Genomic DNA, 21,248 nt, shown 5'->3' on the forward strand with positions numbered 1-21,248 from the left:
CACTATTGTCTCCATAAGTTTCATATGCTTCCTTCTGTATATTTGAGTTTAGATCGGCAGGAAAAGGCGTTTATTATAGCATCGATACAGATAAAAATTGATCACGAGAAAAAAGAATATCAGAAGATGGAAAGTAAAGCTAGGAGGTAGGCGATGGCAGATATATCTGCATTTTTTAATTTAAGTCAAAAAATTTCCGATACGGTCATAAATCAAATTACAAACGTGTATTCCAAATCAATAAGTGCTTCCGTTACTCATACCGTAAATAAGGTTATAGAGAACTCTGTCGTCAATGTCGATAGAACAATTAATAATATAGAAAAAATGGATCGCTCTATTAATATAAATATCGGTAGATTCAGAAAGTTTAAAGAAGAGACGCAAGAGCCAATAAAAACGGAAAGCTATGGTGAAGCTATTGAAAAGATAGGTATGGTTGTAGAAGCAATTAATAAAATGGGTGAAGTCCTTCAAAGAATTGAGACGCAAGAGTCAATAAAAACGGAAAAATTTGATGAAGCTATTGAAAAGATAGATAAGGTCGATGAATCAATTAATAAAATGGGTGAATCCCTTCAAAGAATTGAGACGCAAGAGTCAATAAAAACGGAAAAATTTGATGAAGCTATTGAAAAGATAGATAAGGTCGATGAATCAATTAATAAAATGGATGAATCCCTTCAAAGAATTGAGACGCAAGAGTCAATAAAAACGGAAAAATTTGATGAAGCTATTGAAAAGATAGATAAGGTCGATGAATCAATTAATAAAATGGGTGAATCCCTTCAAAAAGCTGAGATGCAAGAGCCAATAAAAACGGAAAGCTTTGATGAAGCTACTGAAAAGATAAGTAAGACCGAAGAAGCAATTAATAAAATAGAGGAAGCCCTTCAAAAAACCGAGGTGAAGAGCGAGGGGACAGGGGCAAAATTAAAAAAGAGTTTTAGTTCCATATTTAGTTCAGTAAGAGATAATTTAGGAAATAATTTTGCTGCGGTGGGAAAAGGGATAGGCTCTGTTGGAAATATAATTAATAGTGTGACATCCTTTGGTACCAAATATTTAGATAAGGTTGAAAATAGTAAGATATTAAAGACAGCAGATGCACTAGCTCAAACCAGAACAAAATTAACAGCAATGACAGGTAGTCAAGCAGAGGCTGATCAATTTCAACAAAGAATTTTTGATTCCGCACAAAATTCCAGAACTTCTTATGAGTCAACAGCCAATATGGTTCTTGGGCTAAGTGCAAAGGGCTCCTTTTCAAATAAGGAGCAGATTGTTACCTTTACTGAACTTGTTAATAAAAACAGTGTATTAGGAGGGGCAAGCGCTGAAGGTACGAAAGGCGTACAAACAGCAGTTACAGAAGCTATGGTTTCTGGAACACTTAGCGGAGAAGGATTTAATAATGTATTAGAAAATGCTTATCCAATTATAGAAAACATAGCAGCATACCTTAACAAACCAATAGAAGCAGTTCAAAAAATGGGTGCACAAGGTGAAATCAGTGGTGAATTCTTAGCAAATGCTATGTTTGCTTCTGCACAAAAAACGAATGAAGAGTTTAGCAAAACTCCTATGACCTTTGAACAATTGATTAGTTCAATAAAAGATAAAGCTCTGATGGTATTTCAACCAGTATTACAAAAGATAAGTGAATTGACACAAAATCAAGAGTTTATGAACATGATACAAAATATTATGAGTGGGTTAACTTTTGTGGGCGATTTGGCATTAAGGATTGTTGGCGTATTAATAAATGCTGCAAGTGCAATTGTTGATAATTGGTCCTGGATTGCTCCTATGATTCTTCTAATTGCAGTTGCTTTTGGAATATGGAAGTTATCTGTTCTACTAAGTAGTTTTAGTATTAAAGAATTAACTGCTTCCTTGCTGGCATGCCCATTGGTATGGATTATTGGTATTATTATGGCTATTATAGCAGTCATCAAGATCGTAATAGATCACATAAATAAGGTTGGAGATAAGACATACACTGTAGCAGGCGTTATTTGCGGAATTTTAGGTGGAGTGGGAGCCTTTGTTTGGAACTTATTTTTGGGATTAGGAGATTTTATTCTTAGTTTTGTAAATCTCATTGCAAATGCATTTATAGGAGTTGCGAACTTTTTTGCTAATGTATTTAAGAACCCGATATCTTCCATTATCTATTTATTTCAAGGAATGGCTGACGGAGTATTAGGTATTCTGGAAGGTATTGCAAATGCGATTGATTTTGTCTTTGGTAGTAATTTTGGTGGAACAGTTGCTGGTTGGAGAAGTGGACTAAAAGACATGGCTGATGCAGCGGTTCAAAAATTAGCACCAGATGAAAAATATGAACAAAAAATTGATTATCTTAATTTATCCATGGAAAGCTTTGGCCTTACGAGAGCAGAATATTCAGATTGGTGGGATAAGGGGAATGAATTTGGTAATAAAATCAATGATCTCTTTAAAGGAAGCACGGGAGATGACAAGAGTTTCGATGATACTTGGGATGGAATTCTAAAAAATACAGATAAAATCGCTCATAATACGGAACTTCAACCAGATGATTTGTCCTATTTACTCGAACTTGCAGAGCGTGATGCAATCAACCGTTTCACAACAGCGGAAGTTAAAATTGATATGGGTGGTGTTTATAATACGGTATCAAGCAAACAGAATCTGGATGGAATCGTAGAGTATCTGACGGATAAGTTACGAGACGAACTTAATAATACTGCAAGAGCTTGTAACGCTTAAGGGGGGAGTTATGTATAAAGTGTTTTTAAGTGATATGCTATTGCCTGTCACACCATCAAAATTTGTTACAAAAATTAAGAATCAAAATAAAAGCATTCAATTATTGAATGAAGAAGAAATAAATCTTATAAAACCAGCCGGTCTATCGGAATTTAGCTTCTCTTTTCTTCTACCAAATGTAAGATATCCTTTTGCTTTGTATGATTCCGAATTTCATATGGCCAATTGGTATACAGAGAAGTTAAAAATCCTTAAAAACGGTAAATTTGCCTTTCCTTTTATCGTATCGAGAATGTCAAGTAAGGGCGTGTGGATGTTTCATACCGATACTATTGTTACATTAGAAGATTATAGCATCACAGAAGATTGCGATAATGGGGTAGATCTGATAGTAGATGTTACTTTAAAAAACTACCAGCCTTATGGTGTGGTCATTGTTCCCTTAAAAAATAAAGGGGAAGCAGTGAAGAAAAATGTACGTATGAAAAGCAAAACAATGCCATCAACATACACAGTTAAGCCTGGAGACACGTTATGGAAAATAGCAAAGGAATTATTAGGGGATGGTTCAAAATGCTATAATCTTGCGAAATTAAATAACATAAGTAATCCGAATCTTATCCGAGTTGGGCAGGTGCTACGAATCGAAAATGTGAGTACTTCCACGCAAAGTGCAACACGGAATGTATCCTTAGCAAATAAAAGTACTAGTTATAACTCTGCATTATATAATGATGTGACTTTGTTAACTCGTCTTATAGGGTACAATAATGTACCGATTCCTGAAGCAAATGAGAAAGGACTGATGAAAGTTTCATCAATCAAAAAGCCTGCTATCATCACAAGACCCAATAGCTGTGTAAGATAAGTGGAGGTGATTTTATGCTTAGTTTAGCGATAGCAAATGGGGATTATCTATATTATCCATCGGTGCAAGGTGGTGTGACTTGGGATACAGAGCGAAAATCTTCCCCGGGAGTACTAAAATTTAATATTGTAAAAAGTCCTCTTATTAAAGTAGAAGAGGGAAATGCGGTTCTGTTTCGGGAAGATGATAAGGATATCTTTTTTGGTTTTATCTTTAGTCGTTCTGAAACAAAGGATGATTTAATTCAATTAACAGCCTATGATCAATTAAGATATCTAAAAAATAAAGATAGTTACGTTTATTCGAATTGGTCCACAGGGGAATTAGTCAAAAAAATAGCAAGAGATTTTTGCATGAACGTTGGTGAAATAGCCAATACGGGAGTGAAATTATCCCGAACCGAAAGTGATACAGAATTATTTGAAATGATCAATAACTCTCTTGCCGAGACAACACTTAAAACAGGAGAGCTTTTTGTTTTATATGATGATTTTGGTAAGCTTTGTTTAGAGAATAAAAATCTAATGCTCCTTGATGTTTTGATTGATGTTAATACAGCAGGAGATTATTCCTTTACAACGAGTATTGATGAAAATACGTATAATTCCATTAAATTAACGTGTGAAGATCAAGATTCAGGCAAACGTAGTGTCCATCTAAAAGACGATCTTGAGAACATAAAGAAGTGGGGTGTTTTACAGTTTACAGAAAATGTGAATAACAAAAATACGATGAAGGAACGAGCAGAAGGTCTGTTAAAGCTTTATAATACTCCTAAAAGAACTCTGCAGGTGAAGAACTGTTTTGGGGATAGCAGAGTAAGAGCGGGAACTAGTGTGGTAGTTCCCCTACTGGATGAAAATGGCGTTATAAGTCCACGGTTTATGATGGTTGAGAGTGCAAAGCATACGTATGCCAATGATGAACATTTTATGGATTTAAATTTAAGGGGAGGAATTATGAATGGGTGATTTAATACAAATCATTAAGCAGGCTGCGTTTGATGCGATTGAAGCGTCGAAACCAGCCTGTTTTTTGTATGGTGTCGTCATAGAAACAAAACCTTTAAATATTCAGATAGATCAGAAGTTAATCTTAACTTCTGATTTTTTGCTTTTACCAGAATACCTTACGAATCATGAAATCATATTAAAAAGCTCAGATGGTTTAAAGTCAAAGTTTCTTTTAGAGAACGGACTTAAAAAGGGGGAAAACGTAATTTTGTTACAGCAAAAAGGAGGACAACGATTTCTTGTACTCGATAGGATGGTGATATCATGATTCCGGAAATTGATATGTCGATTCAAAATGTAAAATTAACAAACCAACCAACAAAAACATACGCACTCGTTGGAGATAAGATTGTTGGGATGATCGATGATGTAGAAGCGATACGACAGGCAATTTATCTTACCCTTAGCGTGGAACGTTATGAATATCTCATTTATAGCTGGAGTTATGGAGTTGAATTGAAAGAACTGATTGGTAAGGATGTTGCATTTGCTTACCCGGAAATTAAAAGGCGTGTCGTAGAAGCCTTGATACAAGATGATAGGATTCTGGATGTTGATAATTTTACCTTTCAGAAAGAGAAAGAAGGCGTTTTAGTTGTTTTTACTGTCCACACCATATACGGAGATTTGTTAGAAGAAATGGGGGTGATGATTTAATGTATGAAGAAATGACCTATGAAACTATTTTAAGTAATGTTCTAGCAAAAGTACCAGCAGATATAGATAAAAGAGAAGGATCTATGATATATACAGCGTTAGCTCCAGCATGCATAGAATTAGCGCAGTTGTATCTTGAACTTGATTTAATCTTAAATGAAACATTTGCAGACACTGCATCAAGAGATTATTTAGTGCGTAGAGCATTGGAGAGAGGGATAAAGCCGAAAGAAGCTACTTATGCAGTTGTAAGGGGAGAATTTAATATAGATGTACCAATCGGGTCAAGATACAGCCTAGATAAATTCACTTATATTACGAAGAAGAAACTATCGGATGGTGTATATGAGCTGGAATGCGAGGTTTCTGGGAGTACGCCGAATGGTTCCATTGGTAAGTTAATACCGATTGAGTATATTGATGGCTTGGAAACCGCTATGATAACGGAAATTTTAATACCCGGTGAGGACGAGGAAGATACAGAAATATTTCGAAAGAGATACCTTGATAGTTTTGATGCACAAGCCTTCGGTGGAAACCGTACCGACTATAAGGAAAAGGTATTGAGATTATCCGGAGTAGGTGCGGTTAAGGTATATAGGGCGACGAATGTATCAGGAGAAGAAGCGGGTGGGAATGTTAAATTAACTATCTTGGATTCTTCCTTAAATAAGCCTAGTGGCGTTTTGGTAAATATGGTCCAGACAGCAGTTGACCCAACAAATAATTCTGGGGATGGAGAAGGGTTTGCCCCTCTATGGCATTTTGTACATGTAATTGGAGCAGAGGAAACAAAAATAGACATTACAACTTCAATCACTTATCAGGCAGGATATAAGTTTGAGGATCTAAAAAGTTACATTGAAGAAGTTATCGATGGATACTTTAAGAATTTAGTAAAGTCATGGCAGGAGAGTGACACTCTAGTTGTGAGAATCTCACAGATTGAGAGCGCAATACTTGGAATCACTGGAATCATTGATGTAAATAATACTTCTATCAATGGAGGTAAGGTTAACATCGAACTAAATCCAGACTCTATACCAGTAAGGGGGTCTTTTAATGAAAACTAATCTTATGGAGTACCTGCCAGGTGTATTTCAAGAAATCAGAGAATATAGAACAATTACTACGGTGCAGGATGCTGATCTTGATAGGGTTAAAACTGAGATCACAAATGTTCTAAAAAACCAGTATGTCAATGAACTGGACAGGAATGGGTGTAAACGCTATGAAAAAATCTTAGGTGTTAAACCAATGGATACCGATACGATCGAAGAGCGACGCTTTCGAATATTAACTCGAGTTAACGAACAGTTACCTTACACAATTCGAGGCGTCGGTAAAAGGCTCAGTGATTTATGTGGTGAAGATGGTTATATAATTCGTATGGATAAAGAAAAGTATATTCTTGAAGTGAAGGTTGCATTATCTGCAAAGAAAAACGTAGAAGCAGTTAAGAGTTTAATGGAAAGAATTACACCATGCAATTTAATTTTATCAGTTACTTTGTTATATAACACACATGAGATTGTAAGTGCTTTTACCCATGATGAACTATCAGCTTTTCTGCACAGCAGGATTAGAGAGGAGGAATTTTAATATAATGGCAACTTATACTTCAAAGTTAAATTTAAAAAAGCCGGATGCTACGGATTTTTATAATATTAAAGACTTTAATGAGAATATGGAGAAAATAGATGAGCATAAGCATACTACTGACTACGTGAATTCGATAGGTATGTTAACACCAGGGATAGTCAATGACCCAACATATCCTCTTAATTATCAAGGAGACTTACCAGATGGATACGCAAAAGATGTGGGATTACCAGCAAATATGTGGTGGCATATATCATATCAAAGACATAGTGTTAATGCTAGTGGATTTGGTCTTTTAATTGCATATCCACTAAACAATAGTAAAGAAAAACCACGCTATAGAACATCAGAAGCGGGGAAGGTATGGAATGAGTGGAAAGGGCTAAATGATGATGGTAATGCTGGTGCATTAGGTGGTTTACTTCCTACTGGTTTTGTACAGAACATAGGTAATGTACCATTAAATACATTAAAAGACTCTACCTATCAAACCAACTACCAAACTAATATTTCTAATGAAACAGCATTAGAGTTAGGTCTTAATGCTAACTGGTGGCATTTAACATATCAAAAACATGCCACAACTGGGTATGGACTACAAATTGTATACCCACTTAACAATGCTAACGAGATGCCTAGATATAGAACTTCAGTTGGTATTGCTTGGGATAAATGGAAAGTAGTAGGAGATGGTGGTAATTCTGATACTGTAGATGGTAAGCATGCCACTGATTTTGCTATGGTGGGCCACACGCATTCCTATTTGAAACAAGTTGATACTCGAAACGATAATAGCTCTCCTCAATGGTATATGACTAACTATAGCAATTCAAATATCGTTGAACTTAAAACTTGTTCAAAAATAGGGATCACATCTGGTTATACGTATTGTCAGGTGGAAACACATGTCCCATGGATAGATAGTAGTGGAGGTTTCCCTTTCCAGATAGCCACGAATACAGAAGGAACTTGGTTTAGAGGCGGTACAAGTAATGATACTTGGGGTATCTGGGTCATTGAAACCAGGATGACGGCTGGTACTACTGATATCACAGCAGGTACAACCACTTTAGGGAAAAATAAGTTATATGTTGTGTATGAATAGGTGGTGACAGCATGGCAAAAGGATTGTACATCGGCGACCCATCCATAGGGCTAGCCAAGAAAATAAAGAAGCTATACATCGGCGATCCATCTACTGGCGCAGCACGTAATGTAAAGAAAGTTTATATCGGTGACCAATCAACAGGAGTAGCAAGACTTGCATGGACAGCAGGCACAAGAGGAATGTTCCTTGTTAGTTTTAATACAGGTGGTATATTTAAAACAAATAACATTGAGAATCTATCCTCCTATGTTAAGGTAGACTTGCCAAATACTTATGCCTATACGATGATGGAGGGTGGAGATTACTACATTATTGACTGGCAAACAAGTACGTCTTGTGGTATCTATTATTCTACCGACTGTGTGGAATGGGTCTCAAAAGATTTAACTAATCTTATGTACTACAAACAGTGGCGTAAGTACTACTGGGATGGAGAATTTTATTTTACAGACTACAAGAACAGTAAACTAGTCTATCAGAAAACAAAAGACTTTGTAAACTTTACGCAGATAGATATGACCGCAGTACCTTATCACGACTGTACAATTGTTAATGACACTACTTTTGTAAAAATAACTACAACAATAACAGGAACATATCCTTATGACTATCGTAATTACTACCCTACTATCACATATGATAAGGGTAAGACCTGGACAATAGGAACGTTTCTAGGCAGTCATTACAATAGTGGTAGTTATTATGCATCTGGTAGTAGTATAAAATACTACCCAGAATGGGGTGGCTTACATGCTAATAAGACTTACGTTAGTTATGCTAGTAGTGATGGACAGTTTAAATGTACAGGAGAAAATCTATCAGCAACTTATAATGTTAATAACATTAGTGAAAAGAAATCTTTACTTGAATGGTCATCCTCAAATTATGTAGGAAGTAACTATAATGTTAGTTTAGGAGATTTACCTTTTAGATACCAAGAAACACTTACTGCATCAACATATGGAGAGAGTTGGGTTAGCAATGTACAGTTGCTACAACTTTATCCTTATAGTAACACTCCTCAATACAGTCTTGGAGATGCTGTTTCTTTCAGTTATCCTGCTGAACAAAACAATTGGTTATCTATAAAGTGCCTAGATAAGAATTGTTACTACTTACTTACAACAAAGAAGACAGGTAATAATCTGTACGCTTTTAATGTATATAAAGTCCCAATCGGATATACAGCTAGTTACAGATTTAGTGCTTTAATTAATGATACAACAGCAACAAAAAATTATTTAACACAAATAGTATACAAACCACTCACATAAGGAGGAGCTTTATGGCAGGCATTACAAGAACTATGGACATCTTAGTTGACTTTGCAGATACCATTTTATATATCGCAAAGGATATTACATGTACCGTACCAGAAGACGAACACGTACCAATCATCTGGCATGTATCAGAGTTTCTATCCGTACAAGATAATGGTTATCGAAAGTACACGGTAGATAAGAATACCAAAGTAGACACAGGAACATGGCGATACAATCCAGAGCAGGGCTTCTTCCCGAATCCAGATAGCTATACACCAATGGATACAGAAAAAGAAATCATGAATATTGTACGATGTCTAGCAGACATGCAAGTAGAAAAAGCAGAATCCGAGTTAGAGATTGATGGACGATTATCTTCAATCGAACTCGGTCTAGCATAGAAGGGAGAAAGACAATGAATACTTTTAATAACTGTATGATAGTAATCACAAATAAAAGAAGAACAAGGGAAGAGATGCTTGAACTCATGGATATCTATGTAATGAATAAAAGAATTACATCAAAGCAGTATCAGGAATTAGTAGATAAGATGGATGAGGTAGGATTAGAATAATAATCATTTGCATACATAGAGCGCTCAAGTGGGCGCTCTTCTTTGTATGCGGAAAGAGGAAGAATGGAGAAATTAAAAGTTTATGCAACACAAGGTATCTTTGCAACAGTAACTGCTGGTTTCACAGCTAAACTAGGCATCTTATGGTGGGTGCTTCTTATTTTTGTAATTTGTATGATCATAGATTTTCTATCTGGCATGGCTGCTTCAAAAAAAGAAAGCATTGAGTATCCGGATGATATAACAAAAGGATGGAACAGCAAGAAGGGGATGCTTGGAATCATCAAGAAATTTGGATACATTTTGATTGTTGGAGTTGCCATTATATTAGATTTTCTTATATATAAGACATCAGGATTTTTAGGTATTGATATGCCTACATCTACATTTTTTGGGTTGTTAATAACCGTATTATTTATATTAAATGAACTGCTTTCCATAACAGAGAATGCAGGGCGAATGGGAGCAAACATACCGCAATTCTTAGTTAATGCAATATCAGCACTTAAAGGTAAAGTGGAGAATAAGGGGGGTAAAAATGAATAATAAAACTAATCAAGGTTTAGTAGAATACGCATTAAAGCAGGTCGGTATTAAGTATGTAATGGGTACAAACTGTAGAGTGTTAACCACTTCGAGGTTACAATCACTTATTAATACTAATCCTGCTAATTGGTTTACAGCAGAGCGTATCAAAGAATGTAATAAGTGGATAGGACAAGTTACAACAGATTGTCATGGTTTGATTGAGGGATATATAAACGATAATAACCTTAATGGTGTAGTTGAAGCAGGAGAAGGAACTTATGATACGACTTCAGACAATGCATTTAATAAGGCGATCGTAAAAGGTGCAATCTCAACTATAGATAAAGACTTGGTAGGTCTGTGTGTGCGCTATACAGGACATGTTGGTGTTTATATTGGTGACGGTAAAGTGGTAGAAGCTCGTGGTTTTAACTACGGTGTATGTATCACTAACTTAAAAGATAGACCATGGACGCACTGGTACGAACATCCGGAGATTAATTACAATAAGACCAAGAGAGTTTTACTGTTGACAACTCCATATATGCGTGGTGATGATGTTAAAAAGTTACAGCAACTTATAGGTGTAAATGTTGATAGTATCTATGGACCAGTTACAGATAAAAAGGTGAAAGAGATACTAGGAATACTTGGGATATAAGCTTTTTGATATAGCATATCCAAGTCTCCCATCCTCTTAATAGAGGGGAGAATATCTATAAATAAGGCCTTATTAAAAAGATAGCACCTATAATAATGATAAAAAATGAAAGTATGACAAAGAATCAAAAGATTCTAGCAGCGCTGCTTGTTTCTTTAAGGATATCTTCATTCAACTCTAATTGTTCTAATTGCAAAGCTAATACTACTAATTGATGCTCCTCCATTTCTTTAAAACGGGAATACACATTTGATTGTTCATCACAATAAGATTTTAAATAGACAGGAATTGAAAAATATTCTTCTCTGCTACAAGGGTAGTATCTAATTAACTCTTTTCTAGACAGTGATTCATAAAGTTCTCCATACATGCTCTTTCTCCTTTTCATGTTCCATATTTTGGTTATATAGTACCATTTTAGATAATTTTCAGCAATACGAATGTAATATAAAAGTACCTGGTTACTAAAGCACTTACACTAAAAAATCTAAATTCTAATGTCTTCCTTCTATATCATATAACTTGTAATTTTCTAACATCCTCTACCACCACCGCCGCTACATTTATTGTCATCATATTATTCCTAAGTCAAACAATAAAAACAGGAGCAAGTGCGATTTTGGAAGGCTATTAAGGACCATGAGCTAAGGTTCTAGCACATTAGTAGCACTTTCATTCCACTATAATAGGGCTACGATGAGGAACCTTATTCCTATAACTAAACTATAACTTATGAAAGTTTCAAATAGTTTTAAGGAGCATTATTTTCCAAAGAAACTGTTTGAAAACAGTATGAAATTAATGTAATATACTAGTATTATTAGCACTAATTATCATTCCAGATACATGTAGGAGGGATTCATATGTTTGTAGAGTTAGATGGATTATTTGGCTGGCTTCTAGTCTTTGCTTTTGCTGGTACTATAATGAATTATTGTTTGAAATTTGTGAATAAGTGTTTTGGTAAAAAGATATCTGCTTATCCCAAGGGTAAGAAGATAATGAAAGTTTTGATGACAATATTTATACGTAATCACAAATATTTTGGTTTTGCTACGGTTGTGTTCTTACTTGCACATTTTATAGCCCAGTTTGCTAAGTTTGGAATCAACGTAACCGGATGTATTGCTGCTATTATGATGATTTTGCAGGTATTGTTAGGTGTTTATGCAAACGTAAAGAAGAAGCCAAGAAAAGGAGCATGGTTAATTACTCATCGTGTGATAGCTGTTTTAATTATTCTTGGGATTTCAATTCATCTAATTATTCCCAATGCATTAATGTAGTGGCAGGGAAGGAAAATAAAAATCAGCTATCTGATTCAATAGATGTTTCAAAATTACAATCATTCACATTGGATGAACTGTCAAAATACAATGACGAAAATGTTAGAACTCATGTCAGACATCAATGAAAGCCCCCCTTTTGTTAGATCTATATGATTAACAAAAGAGGGGCTATATTTAACTAACAATCTATTTATTTTTTCTTACTCTTCTCTCAATATAAGAAAGAATACCATAAAGCGCAGTTGCAATAATACATAAAATCACAATACTCATAATAACCCAGTCTAGTTTAAAAACCTGAGATCCGTAGACAATAAGATATCCCAAACCAGCCTTCGCTGCAAGAAATTCTCCTATGATAACACCAACCAGAGACAGACCGATATTGACTTTCATACAGCTAATAATAGAAGGAAGGTTACCTGGAAGGACTACTTTAAATAAGACATCTTTTTTGGTACCACCCAAGGTATAAATGAGTTTGTATTTATCTTGTTCTGTTGAATTAAAGTTGGTATATAAGGTTATAATCGTGCCAAAGACTGCGACTGTTACCGCCGCTACTATAATTGTCTTCATATTATTCCCGAGCCAAACAATAAAGACTGGTGCAAGAGCTGACTTCGGAAGGCTATTAAGAACCACAAGATAAGGTTCTAGTACCTTTGCAACACTTTCATTCCACCATAATAAGACAGCGACGAGGAGCCCGATTCCTATAACTAAACCAAAACTTATGAAGGTTTCAAAAAGTGTAATACCGATATGGTAAAAAACAGTTCCGTCTTTTGCCATTGTAGCGAAGCACTTTACAACTCTGGAAGGGCTACTGAATATAAATGAATTTAGCCATCCAACCCTTGTGGAAAGTTCCCACAAAATTAAAAAGGACAAAAATATAATCCATTGCGCGATACGAATTTTTGTTACTCTCTTTTGATATCGTTTCAGATACGCTTGATGGATTGCAGAAGCGGATAAATAATCCTCTTTTTTAATACGATGCATCATTGGGACGTCAACTCCTTCCATATTAAATTAAAATAGGTACTGAATTCAGGAGCTAAACGCTTTTGCAGAGGAGATTCATCCTTCGAGGTTAAGTTGATCTCAAATTCCTTTTTTATGGAAGCTGGTCGATTCGAAAGTACAATTACCCTATCTGCTGTACTGATTGCCTCCGCTATATCATGAGTGATTAGTACAGCAGTTTTATTTTCTTTGCGGATAATCTTACAAATATCATCTGAAACTTCAAGTCGTGTTTGATAGTCTAGCGCTGAAAATGGTTCATCTAATAACAGGATATCTGGTTGTAAAAGTAGTGTACGGATCAACGCTGCACGCTGTCTCATTCCACCAGATAATTCTGTTGGCTTTGAATCAATAAATGAGATTAGCCCATAAGTCTCTAGCAAATGATTAATAATTACCATGCTTTGGTCTGAGTATTTATGTTGAACCTCCAGACCAAGTGCGACATTTCGCAATGTGCTTCTCCAATCCAGAAGATGGTCTTTTTGCAACATATAACCAATATTTAAGCCTGAACTTTTGGTGTCCTTCCCTTTAATATAGATACTTCCTGCATCAGGTTTTATTAATCCAGCAATTAGAGATAGTAAAGTTGATTTACCACATCCGCTGGGCCCAACAATAGCTAGAAATTGTCCCTCTGAAACATGGAAGCTGACATCCTTCAATGCAGTAGTCTCTCCAGCTAAGGTGTGATACGAGTAGCTTAAATGATCTACATGGAGAAATTCATTAGTAGTAGTATTTGATTCCATGATTGGCCTCCATAATAATGCTATAATGTATTATATGTGGTAAGTACTTGGTCGGCGATAAATTTTGACCTATTATTCTCCCTAAATTAAGATAATTCATCATACAAATAGTCGTAATCAATTACATTATGTAAATAACCTCCATTACAATCATGTCGAAAATGTAATGGCAGTGTTAAGATTAGGAGAGTGCGGGAGGATTCTTATATTAATCTCGATCCTTTTATTAGTAATTTGAGTATAAGAAAGTCTTAAAAATACAGAAACCAGTAGAATGGGTTGTATTATATTTACAAATTGAAGTGTTAAATAAATAACGTGAAAGATTGCTTAAAATAGGCTTGACAATACTTTAGTGCGGTAATACAATAATAAAGCAACAATGCAAAACAATATTGCATTATCACAAGAAAAAATAAACGAAATTTGCCAGATAATTTTAAAATTCGATAATGTAAATAACGAAGCTTCTTATTAATAATTGAGCAATATAAAATAATGTAATTTTTTGTAGATAAAATTATGTCATTAAAAATAAAAATGATTAATAAGCTTGTTCATAAAGTAAAATATATTTGCAATATTTTAAATTCATAAAAATAAGACCAAATAAAATTCATAAAAATTAAACCAAATTAGATTCATAAAAATAAAACCAAATTGAATTCATGAAAATAAACCAAACTGAATACATAAAAATCGAATCGAAATCATTAATATAAAATCAAATTAAAACTTTTAATTATGATTAAATATAGATAAGTAAATCAAAAGAGAATCAAAGTTAAATCAAAACCAAAGCAATAATAAAAAAATCGAAATATTAATGCTTTGCGAGGTAAATAATAAATGGAAAGGAGGATTCCGATCAAAAGTTACTAAGAAGAAAAGAAAAATAAATGTTTAAAATTAATGTTTATTTGATTGGAAAAACATTAACAGTTTAAGCATATAAGAATGGTCGGGATAGCAAAAGAAATTAAACTCAGTAGCGACAAATTATTGACTTTTATATCCAGTACTGCTATAATTTGGTATGCTTTAACAAAATTTACATAATAAATCTGCGAAGAAGCATTCCTATATTTGGTATGGGTTGGTTTCTATTTTTTTATTCGGAGGTTTTGGTTAATCTTGGGAGGAAACTATGTACAAATTGAAAAAGGGATTTATGATATTGCTTTTGGCCACATCAACTATGTTACTTGGTGGCTGTAGTATAGGAACTAGTTCTCTGTTTATACATCCGGCAGAACAGGGGTATGAGTACGAAGTTACATACGATACATTGGGTGGAAACATCAATCAAGTAGATAAACGTGTTGTATACTATGCAGGAAATTCTTTATTGTTTGAGCCAAATGGAACAGCTGGTATGCTTGTGCAACCTAAATTTGGTGAAAAGTCATTGGTTGGTTGGTATACAAAATATACAACAGAAGAAAGTAAGGATGGAACTATCTATCATTATAATGAAGAAGATTTATGGGATTTTTCATTGGACCGAGTTTCTGATGAAAATACCAGCGATAAAAAAATAACGTTATATGCTAGATGGGCTGATAATCCATCCATTAACTTTTTAGATGCTGCAAATCCTGAGGGAGACATCTTATTAAAATGGACGATTAATGTTGGCAATGAATTAAAACGCCCTACTTCCACAGAACCAAAGAAAAACGGATTTACCTTAATTGATTATTATAAGGATCCGGAATGTACTGAAAAATATGTATTTGATAAAGTGATTGAAGAGGGTGATATTGATTACTCGAATGGTGGTAAAGCTCAAATAAATATTTATTGTAAGTTTATTGAAGGTGAAATAATTCGAGTTAAAACAGTAAATCAACTGAAGGCAATCGCTGATAAGCCAGATGGACAATATATATTAGCAAATGATATTGATTTATCCACAGAAACATGGACACCAATTGAAACTTTTAGCGGTGTATTGGACGGTAACGGATACTCCATTAAAAATTTAAACTTAAATGTTAAAAATCGCGCTTCTGGTATTACTGCGAAAAATGCGGATGAAGTATCATACGGATTATTTTCGAAGTTAGATGGTGCAAAGATAAAAGACCTAACAATTAAGGATGTGAATATTGTTATTGATAAATCTTCCAATGTTAAACTTTGTGTTGGTGCATTAGCAGGACGTACTAAGAAAACAACAATAGAAAATTGTACCTTTGATGGAATAACGATATCATCAGATGGTATGTGTAGCATTAATATAGTCGCATCCAGTTATGTTGCCGGTGATTATTCAACCAAGATAAACAATTGTATATTCAACAACATCAATACGAATAAATTAACAACTTCTGGGAACTTAGAAGTTATAGAGCAAAAATAATGAACAGTTAAGCTATTTCTTAATCGAAGGTTTGCTTGACAACAAAAAAATAAGGACCATTATATTCATTGGTAATTTAGTCGCATGACTATAATTATAATAAAGAAAACGGAGGAAAATTATGAAGAAAACAAAGAAATTGGTAGCGTTACTTCTTTGCATGACTATGATTCTTTCTTTAGCAGCTTGTAGTAAGAAGGAAAAAGATGTAAATAAGGATATTACACCAACTGTAGCTCCTACTTCAGCTGCTGGCGGTGAAAAAGAGGAAGAAAAACCAGTGATACCGGATGTTCCAGCTGGTAGAAGAGATGCATCCACACCTCGTTCTGCTGCAAACGAGAAAAATCCGTTGGTTATTAGTACTTTAACACTGGATGGAAAATTTACACCATTCTTCGGTACGAGTGAACCAGATCGTCTTATCTATGAAAAAACTCAAATTACGTTAATTGCAAACAACGAGACAGCTGAGCCAGTTGCAGGTGTTGATGTACCAACTGCTGCATGGGATTTTAAGATGACGACAAACGATGATCAATCAAAATCTACCTATAAATTCTGGATTAAGAATGGTGTTCAATTTAGTGATGGCCATGTTTTAACTGTAGATGATGTATTATTTAACTTATATGTATTATTAGATCCTAAATATGATGGTTCCTCAACTTTATATTCAATGCATATTGAGGGATTAAAAGCTTATCAAACTCAGATTTTAGATGAGAGTTCAGCAGATGCAAAACTTGCGGAGTTCGCTGAGGCAGCAAAGAAGAAAGTTGACGCCGCACTTGCTGGTAATGGTGAGGCAGCAGTTACTGATAAATTATGGGAACTTGTAAAAGAAAGTGTGACAGCTGATAGTAATGTATTAATGAGTAAGCAATATGTTCCAGAAGATTTTGGTTTAGTTGGACCAGAAGATTTCTTAACATCAGCACCTCAATCCATCATTCTTTATTATACAGCAAGCTGTATTGGTAGAGATTTAATTACATACAAAGATGGTGCTTTTGTTATTGATGCGGCTACAGGTTTAACAGTAGATAAAATGAGTACTTATACAGAGCAAGATTATATTGATGCTTCCATGAAGTGTATCAAAGAAACGATAAATGCTGCTGAATTTGATGAAGCATTTGATTATACAACAGTGGATGATGCTAAGGCATTCTTCGCAGGAGAAGAAAAATCTGCATATCTTGAAGCAAACAAAGGTACTGTTAAGAGTATTAGCGGTATCACAAAGGGTAAGGAAGTTTGCTCTGATGGAGTAGAACGTGAAACTTTAACAGTAGTATTAAATGGTGTTGACCCTAAGGCAATCTGGAACTTTACTTTTGAAGTTGCACCTATGCATTACTATGCAGGGCAGGCAAGACATGATAAAGCAAATGGCGTTGATTATTTTGGTGTTGATTTTTCCAGCGCAGCATTTATGTTAGAATTAAAAGAATTTAATGGTTTACCGATGGGTGCTGGTGCTTATAAGATGACAGATGCTAATAACTCAGAAAATCCAACTGCCGATAAGTTTTATGATAATGGTATTTGTTATTTTGTAGCAAATGATAACTTTTTGTTAGGTGCTCCAAAGGTTAAATATTTAAGATACAAAACAATTAATGCTGGCTCTGAACTAGACTCTGTATTGACTGGCGATGTTCACTATTCAGATCCAAAGGCTAGTGCAACTACGATTAATAAGATCACTTCAGATTCTTCTTATTCACATATGAACTATGTGTTAGTTGATAACTTAGGTTATGGTTATATCGGTATTAATGCACAGCTTGTACCTGACCTTAATGTAAGACGCGCACTTATGTCTGCTATGGATACTGCACTTACCTTAGGAGCTTACCCAGGAGGCTTAGCGCAAGTTATTCATAGACCAATGAGTCAGGTGTCATGGGCATATCCTGAAGGATGTACGGCAATGTACCCATTCGATGAAACAGGTGCAGCTTCTAAGGCGTTCTTCTTAAAAGCAGGTTATAAAGAGACAGCAGATGGTAAATTATTAGCACCAGACGGAAGTAAGCCATCCTTTAAATTTACACTTCCTTCAAGTGCAGATGATCACCCAGCTGGTCAGGTATTCTTAAAGACACAAGAAGTACTTGAGAAGATCGGTGTTGAAGTAATTATTGATATTGATCAAAATCTTTTAAGTAAATTAAACGAGGGTATTATTTCTGTTTGGGCAGCAGCTTGGCAAGCAACAATAGATCCTGATATGTTCCAGGTATACTGTTCCGATCCTTCTAAAAATCAAGCTACTTCTCCAAAGTCTTCAGGACTTTATTATAAATTTGAAAATGGTTCTGATGAAGAAAAAGCAATTCTTGTACGTTTAAATGAATTAATTGAGCAGGGACGTTCTACTCTTAACGTAGATGAAAGAAAACCAATTTATTCAGAGGCACTTGATAAGGCTATGGAAATGGCAGTTGAATTACCAACCTATCAGAGAAAGAATATGTATGTTTATAACAAGAGTGTAATTGATCCAAGTAGTTTAACTCCAGCAGATAAGACAACACCTTACAGATCACCAATTTACGCTATCTGGGATGTTAGCTTACTTGACAACTAGTTTAAAACATTAAAGTTATACAAGTAGAGAAACTCTACAATAAAACAATTCTTTTGAAAGATTATGGAAAGGGGGCGTTAGCTTTCGCCCCCTTTCTACAATGTGGGGTAAAAACATGTTAAAATATTTTTTAAAAAGACTTGCAATTTCTATAATCATTCTATTTGGGGTATCAATTATTATTTACTTTATCGTTCGAATGATGCCAGCTGATTATATTGACCAGCATACCGCTGCGCAGGTTGCTCAAGGTCAGCTAACATTAGAAGATGTACAAAGAATGAAGGAGTTGTATGGTATAGGAGACAATTCCATAGGTGGTATAATAAAAAGTTACGGACAGTGGATAACCAAGGCACTTCGTGGTGATTTTGGTGTGTCCTTTGTTTATGGACGTCCGGTTCATCAAGTGATCGCAAAATATATGTGGATTTCATTTGGTATATCGCTAGCAGCGATGATATTAAATATATTAATTTCGATACCGCTTGGTATCGTAGCGGCAACGAAGCAATATGGTGCAGCTGACTATATAGTTACAGTATTGGCAATGATAGGTATTTCACTGCCATCCTTTTTCTTAGGTGCATTATTGTTACGTGTATTCTCTATAGGTCTTGGATGGTTTCCATTACAGGGACTGTCTGATGCGACACAAATAATAACAGGTTTTAAACAAGTTCTTGATAAACTTCATCATTTAGTACTTCCAATGACGACCCTTGTTATCTTGAACATTGGTGGTTTGATGCGTTATACAAGAACCAACATGTTAGAAGTATTGAATTCTGATTATATCCGTACTGCAAGGGCAAAAGGATTGTCTGAGAAGTCGGTTATTTATAAACATGCATTTCGTAACACTTTAATACCTATTGTAACCATGCTAGGTGGAAGTCTTCCAGGTTTATTTGGTGGTGCATTGTTAACAGAAACGGTATTTGCAATTCCTGGTATTGGCTCTACTTCTTATAAGGCAATGTTACAAGGTGATATTCCATTTGTTATGGGATATATGATGTTTATAGCTGTATTAACTGTACTAGGTACCATTTTTGCGGATATATCGTATGCAATTGTGGACCCTCGTGTGAAACTGCAATAAGGAGGTCTGAAGATGAGTGAAGAAAATAATACAAATGTTCAGGCTATTGAGTTAGAGCATGAGAGCTTGAGCGATAGCGTACGCGCGCTGTCTCCAACACGTTTAGTTATGAAACGTTTTTTTAGAAGTCGTTTGTCTGTAGTAGGCTTAGTTATCATCGTATTTTTATTTTTATTTAGTTATTTGGGACCGTTGTTTATTCCATATGGAGAAACACAAGTGTTTCCGATTCCCACCGAGGTGAAAGTTACTTCTTCTGAATCATTTACAGGAGCAGATGGTGAAAAATATACATTCTATGATGTATCCACAGGTTATGATAATTATAAGGCAGCGCCATCTAAGGATCACTGGCTAGGAACAGATACGAATGGAATGGATGTATTAGTTCGTTTAATGTATGGAGGAAGAATTTCGTTAACAATTAGCTTCTTAGTTATATTCTTAGAATCATTTATAGGAATTGTATTTGGCGGAATTTCTGGGTACTTTGGTGGAAAGATTGATATGCTTATCATGCGTTTGGTGGATATCTTAAATAGTATACCTACCTTACCGGTATTAATCGTATTATCGTCAGTATTAAAAGCGATACCAGTCTCAATTGTACCTGTGGGTAGTCGTATTTATTATCTGATGGCATTTCTTACTTTAATTGGATGGGCGGGTACAGCACGTTTGGTAAGAGGACAGATTTTATCGTTACGTGAACAAGAGTATATGGTTGCTGCTGAAGCAACTGGTATCTCTGCTAAAGCTAAAATATTTAGACACTTAGTTCCTAATGTTATGCCTCAATTAATTGTACAGATGACGTTAGGACTTGGAGCTATTATCTTATATGAGTCAACGTTATCTTATTTAGGTCTTGGAGTACAGATACCGAAATCAGCATGGGGAACAATGATTTCTTTCGCAGATCCGTCGAAGGGACAAAGTATATTACAATATTATCCAAATCTTTGGGTTACACCTGGTGTTTTAATCGTACTTGCAGTATTAGGATTTAACTTTGTTGGTGATGGATTGCGTGATGCAATTGATCCTAAGATGAAGAGATAGGGGGATAATGC

21 protein-coding genes are annotated in these 21,248 nt (G+C 35.0%); 18 read left to right on the forward strand and 3 right to left on the reverse strand.

Annotation, left to right across the window (positions count from 1 at the left end):
* The first annotated feature begins 153 nt into the window (after positions 1-153).
* The 13 genes from CPHY_RS04230 (at position 154) to CPHY_RS20570 (ending at position 11,027) form a co-directional block, all read left to right on the forward strand.
* Complete coding sequence (locus CPHY_RS04230) at positions 154-2,754, forward strand: tape measure protein (RefSeq protein ID WP_012198820.1); 2,601 nt, start codon at positions 154-156, stop codon at positions 2,752-2,754.
* Positions 2,755-2,764: 10 nt separating this feature from the next.
* Entirely contained in the window at positions 2,765-3,622 is an 858-nt protein-coding gene (locus tag CPHY_RS04235; protein ID WP_012198821.1) for a LysM peptidoglycan-binding domain-containing protein, read from the forward strand.
* Between the two features lie 14 nt (positions 3,623-3,636).
* Positions 3,637-4,593 (forward strand): XkdQ/YqbQ family protein, encoded by a 957-nt coding sequence (locus tag CPHY_RS04240; protein WP_012198822.1) that lies wholly within the window; start codon positions 3,637-3,639, stop codon positions 4,591-4,593.
* Positions 4,586-4,903 (forward strand): DUF2577 domain-containing protein, encoded by a 318-nt coding sequence (locus tag CPHY_RS04245; RefSeq protein WP_012198823.1) that lies wholly within the window; start codon positions 4,586-4,588, stop codon positions 4,901-4,903. The genes CPHY_RS04240 and CPHY_RS04245 overlap by 8 nt, the downstream gene beginning before the upstream one ends.
* Positions 4,900-5,292, forward strand: a complete 393-nt coding sequence (locus CPHY_RS04250) for a DUF2634 domain-containing protein (protein ID WP_012198824.1) — start codon at positions 4,900-4,902, stop codon at positions 5,290-5,292. Before CPHY_RS04245 ends, CPHY_RS04250 begins: the two co-directional genes overlap by 4 nt.
* Entirely contained in the window at positions 5,292-6,365 is a 1,074-nt protein-coding gene (locus CPHY_RS04255; protein WP_012198825.1) for a baseplate J/gp47 family protein, read from the forward strand. Before CPHY_RS04250 ends, CPHY_RS04255 begins: the two co-directional genes overlap by 1 nt.
* Entirely contained in the window at positions 6,355-6,894 is a 540-nt protein-coding gene (locus tag CPHY_RS04260) for a YmfQ family protein (RefSeq protein WP_012198826.1), read from the forward strand. The genes CPHY_RS04255 and CPHY_RS04260 overlap by 11 nt, the downstream gene beginning before the upstream one ends.
* A 4-nt stretch (positions 6,895-6,898) precedes the next feature.
* Positions 6,899-7,999, forward strand: a complete 1,101-nt coding sequence (locus CPHY_RS04265) for a hypothetical protein (protein ID WP_012198827.1) — start codon at positions 6,899-6,901, stop codon at positions 7,997-7,999.
* An 11-nt stretch (positions 8,000-8,010) separates the two neighbouring features.
* Positions 8,011-9,276: a hypothetical protein gene (locus tag CPHY_RS04270; RefSeq protein WP_012198828.1), complete on the forward strand. Its 1,266-nt coding sequence runs from the start codon at positions 8,011-8,013 to the stop codon at positions 9,274-9,276.
* Between the two features lie 11 nt (positions 9,277-9,287).
* Entirely contained in the window at positions 9,288-9,665 is a 378-nt protein-coding gene (locus CPHY_RS04275; RefSeq protein ID WP_012198829.1) for a hypothetical protein, read from the forward strand.
* A 14-nt stretch (positions 9,666-9,679) separates the two neighbouring features.
* A complete protein-coding gene (locus tag CPHY_RS21605; RefSeq protein ID WP_157668654.1) occupies positions 9,680-9,838 on the forward strand; it encodes a hypothetical protein in 159 nt (52 codons plus the stop codon).
* Between the two features lie 63 nt (positions 9,839-9,901).
* Positions 9,902-10,384 (forward strand): phage holin family protein, encoded by a 483-nt coding sequence (locus CPHY_RS04280; RefSeq protein WP_012198830.1) that lies wholly within the window; start codon positions 9,902-9,904, stop codon positions 10,382-10,384.
* Positions 10,377-11,027, forward strand: coding sequence for an NlpC/P60 family protein (locus CPHY_RS20570; protein WP_012198831.1), 651 nt, complete (start codon positions 10,377-10,379; stop codon positions 11,025-11,027). The genes CPHY_RS04280 and CPHY_RS20570 overlap by 8 nt, the downstream gene beginning before the upstream one ends.
* 124 nt (positions 11,028-11,151) lie before the next feature.
* Here CPHY_RS20570 and CPHY_RS04290 read toward each other — a convergent pair whose 3' ends face one another.
* Entirely contained in the window at positions 11,152-11,397 is a 246-nt protein-coding gene (locus CPHY_RS04290) for a hypothetical protein (protein WP_012198832.1), read from the reverse strand.
* 493 nt (positions 11,398-11,890) lie between these two features.
* Here CPHY_RS04290 and CPHY_RS04295 point away from each other — a divergent pair, with 493 nt between their 5' ends.
* On the forward strand, positions 11,891-12,313 hold the full coding sequence (locus CPHY_RS04295) for a hypothetical protein (protein WP_012198833.1): 423 nt from the start codon (positions 11,891-11,893) through the stop codon (positions 12,311-12,313).
* Between the two features lie 189 nt (positions 12,314-12,502).
* Here the strand turns inward: CPHY_RS04295 and CPHY_RS04300 are convergent, their stop codons facing one another.
* Both CPHY_RS04300 and CPHY_RS04305 read right to left on the reverse strand, forming a co-directional pair.
* On the reverse strand, positions 12,503-13,327 hold the full coding sequence (locus tag CPHY_RS04300; RefSeq protein WP_012198834.1) for an ABC transporter permease: 825 nt from the start codon (positions 13,325-13,327) through the stop codon (positions 12,503-12,505).
* The gene (locus tag CPHY_RS04305; protein WP_012198835.1) at positions 13,324-14,106 is read right to left on the reverse strand and encodes an ABC transporter ATP-binding protein; all 783 of its coding nucleotides are present in this window, start codon (positions 14,104-14,106) and stop codon (positions 13,324-13,326) included. Before CPHY_RS04305 ends, CPHY_RS04300 begins: the two co-directional genes overlap by 4 nt.
* A 1,147-nt stretch (positions 14,107-15,253) precedes the next feature.
* On the opposite strand from CPHY_RS04305, the gene CPHY_RS04310 reads away from it, so the two are divergent.
* From CPHY_RS04310 to CPHY_RS04325, 4 genes are all read left to right on the forward strand, one after another.
* Positions 15,254-16,471 carry an InlB B-repeat-containing protein gene (locus tag CPHY_RS04310; protein WP_012198836.1) on the forward strand — a complete coding sequence of 406 codons (1,218 nt, stop codon included), beginning with the start codon at positions 15,254-15,256 and terminating at the stop codon, positions 16,469-16,471.
* A gap of 121 nt (positions 16,472-16,592) precedes the next feature.
* Complete coding sequence (locus CPHY_RS04315; RefSeq protein WP_012198837.1) at positions 16,593-19,070, forward strand: ABC transporter substrate-binding protein; 2,478 nt, start codon at positions 16,593-16,595, stop codon at positions 19,068-19,070.
* Positions 19,071-19,185: 115 nt separating this feature from the next.
* Positions 19,186-20,175, forward strand: a complete 990-nt coding sequence (locus CPHY_RS04320) for an ABC transporter permease (protein WP_041703963.1) — start codon at positions 19,186-19,188, stop codon at positions 20,173-20,175.
* Between the two features lie 12 nt (positions 20,176-20,187).
* On the forward strand, positions 20,188-21,237 hold the full coding sequence (locus tag CPHY_RS04325) for an ABC transporter permease (protein WP_012198839.1): 1,050 nt from the start codon (positions 20,188-20,190) through the stop codon (positions 21,235-21,237).
* Positions 21,238-21,248: the final 11 nt, after the last annotated feature.

Source organism: Lachnoclostridium phytofermentans ISDg, from assembly GCF_000018685.1.
Classification (GTDB): domain Bacteria; phylum Bacillota; class Clostridia; order Lachnospirales; family Lachnospiraceae; genus Lachnoclostridium; species Lachnoclostridium phytofermentans.

What these genes read in the sequence shown, in the direction of transcription:
- CPHY_RS04255 (WP_012198825.1), top strand. Translation starts at nt 5,292, where the DNA reads ATGTATGAAGAAATGACCTATGAAACTATTTTAAGTAATGTTCTAGCA.
- CPHY_RS04230 (WP_012198820.1), top strand. Translation starts at nt 154, where the DNA reads ATGGCAGATATATCTGCATTTTTTAATTTAAGTCAAAAAATTTCCGAT.
- CPHY_RS04235 (WP_012198821.1), top strand. Translation starts at nt 2,765, where the DNA reads ATGTATAAAGTGTTTTTAAGTGATATGCTATTGCCTGTCACACCATCA.
- CPHY_RS04310 (WP_012198836.1), top strand. Translation starts at nt 15,254, where the DNA reads ATGTACAAATTGAAAAAGGGATTTATGATATTGCTTTTGGCCACATCA.
- CPHY_RS04275 (WP_012198829.1), top strand. Translation starts at nt 9,288, where the DNA reads ATGGCAGGCATTACAAGAACTATGGACATCTTAGTTGACTTTGCAGAT.
- CPHY_RS04300 (WP_012198834.1), bottom strand. Translation starts at nt 13,327, where the DNA reads ATGATGCATCGTATTAAAAAAGAGGATTATTTATCCGCTTCTGCAATC.
- CPHY_RS21605 (WP_157668654.1), top strand. Translation starts at nt 9,680, where the DNA reads ATGAATACTTTTAATAACTGTATGATAGTAATCACAAATAAAAGAAGA.
- CPHY_RS04315 (WP_012198837.1), top strand. Translation starts at nt 16,593, where the DNA reads ATGAAGAAAACAAAGAAATTGGTAGCGTTACTTCTTTGCATGACTATG.
- CPHY_RS04290 (WP_012198832.1), bottom strand. Translation starts at nt 11,397, where the DNA reads ATGTATGGAGAACTTTATGAATCACTGTCTAGAAAAGAGTTAATTAGA.
- CPHY_RS04280 (WP_012198830.1), top strand. Translation starts at nt 9,902, where the DNA reads ATGGAGAAATTAAAAGTTTATGCAACACAAGGTATCTTTGCAACAGTA.
- CPHY_RS04320 (WP_041703963.1), top strand. Translation starts at nt 19,186, where the DNA reads ATGTTAAAATATTTTTTAAAAAGACTTGCAATTTCTATAATCATTCTA.
- CPHY_RS04245 (WP_012198823.1), top strand. Translation starts at nt 4,586, where the DNA reads ATGGGTGATTTAATACAAATCATTAAGCAGGCTGCGTTTGATGCGATT.
- CPHY_RS04250 (WP_012198824.1), top strand. Translation starts at nt 4,900, where the DNA reads ATGATTCCGGAAATTGATATGTCGATTCAAAATGTAAAATTAACAAAC.
- CPHY_RS04305 (WP_012198835.1), bottom strand. Translation starts at nt 14,106, where the DNA reads ATGGAATCAAATACTACTACTAATGAATTTCTCCATGTAGATCATTTA.
- CPHY_RS20570 (WP_012198831.1), top strand. Translation starts at nt 10,377, where the DNA reads ATGAATAATAAAACTAATCAAGGTTTAGTAGAATACGCATTAAAGCAG.
- CPHY_RS04270 (WP_012198828.1), top strand. Translation starts at nt 8,011, where the DNA reads ATGGCAAAAGGATTGTACATCGGCGACCCATCCATAGGGCTAGCCAAG.
- CPHY_RS04325 (WP_012198839.1), top strand. Translation starts at nt 20,188, where the DNA reads ATGAGTGAAGAAAATAATACAAATGTTCAGGCTATTGAGTTAGAGCAT.
- CPHY_RS04295 (WP_012198833.1), top strand. Translation starts at nt 11,891, where the DNA reads ATGTTTGTAGAGTTAGATGGATTATTTGGCTGGCTTCTAGTCTTTGCT.
- CPHY_RS04260 (WP_012198826.1), top strand. Translation starts at nt 6,355, where the DNA reads ATGAAAACTAATCTTATGGAGTACCTGCCAGGTGTATTTCAAGAAATC.
- CPHY_RS04265 (WP_012198827.1), top strand. Translation starts at nt 6,899, where the DNA reads ATGGCAACTTATACTTCAAAGTTAAATTTAAAAAAGCCGGATGCTACG.
- CPHY_RS04240 (WP_012198822.1), top strand. Translation starts at nt 3,637, where the DNA reads ATGCTTAGTTTAGCGATAGCAAATGGGGATTATCTATATTATCCATCG.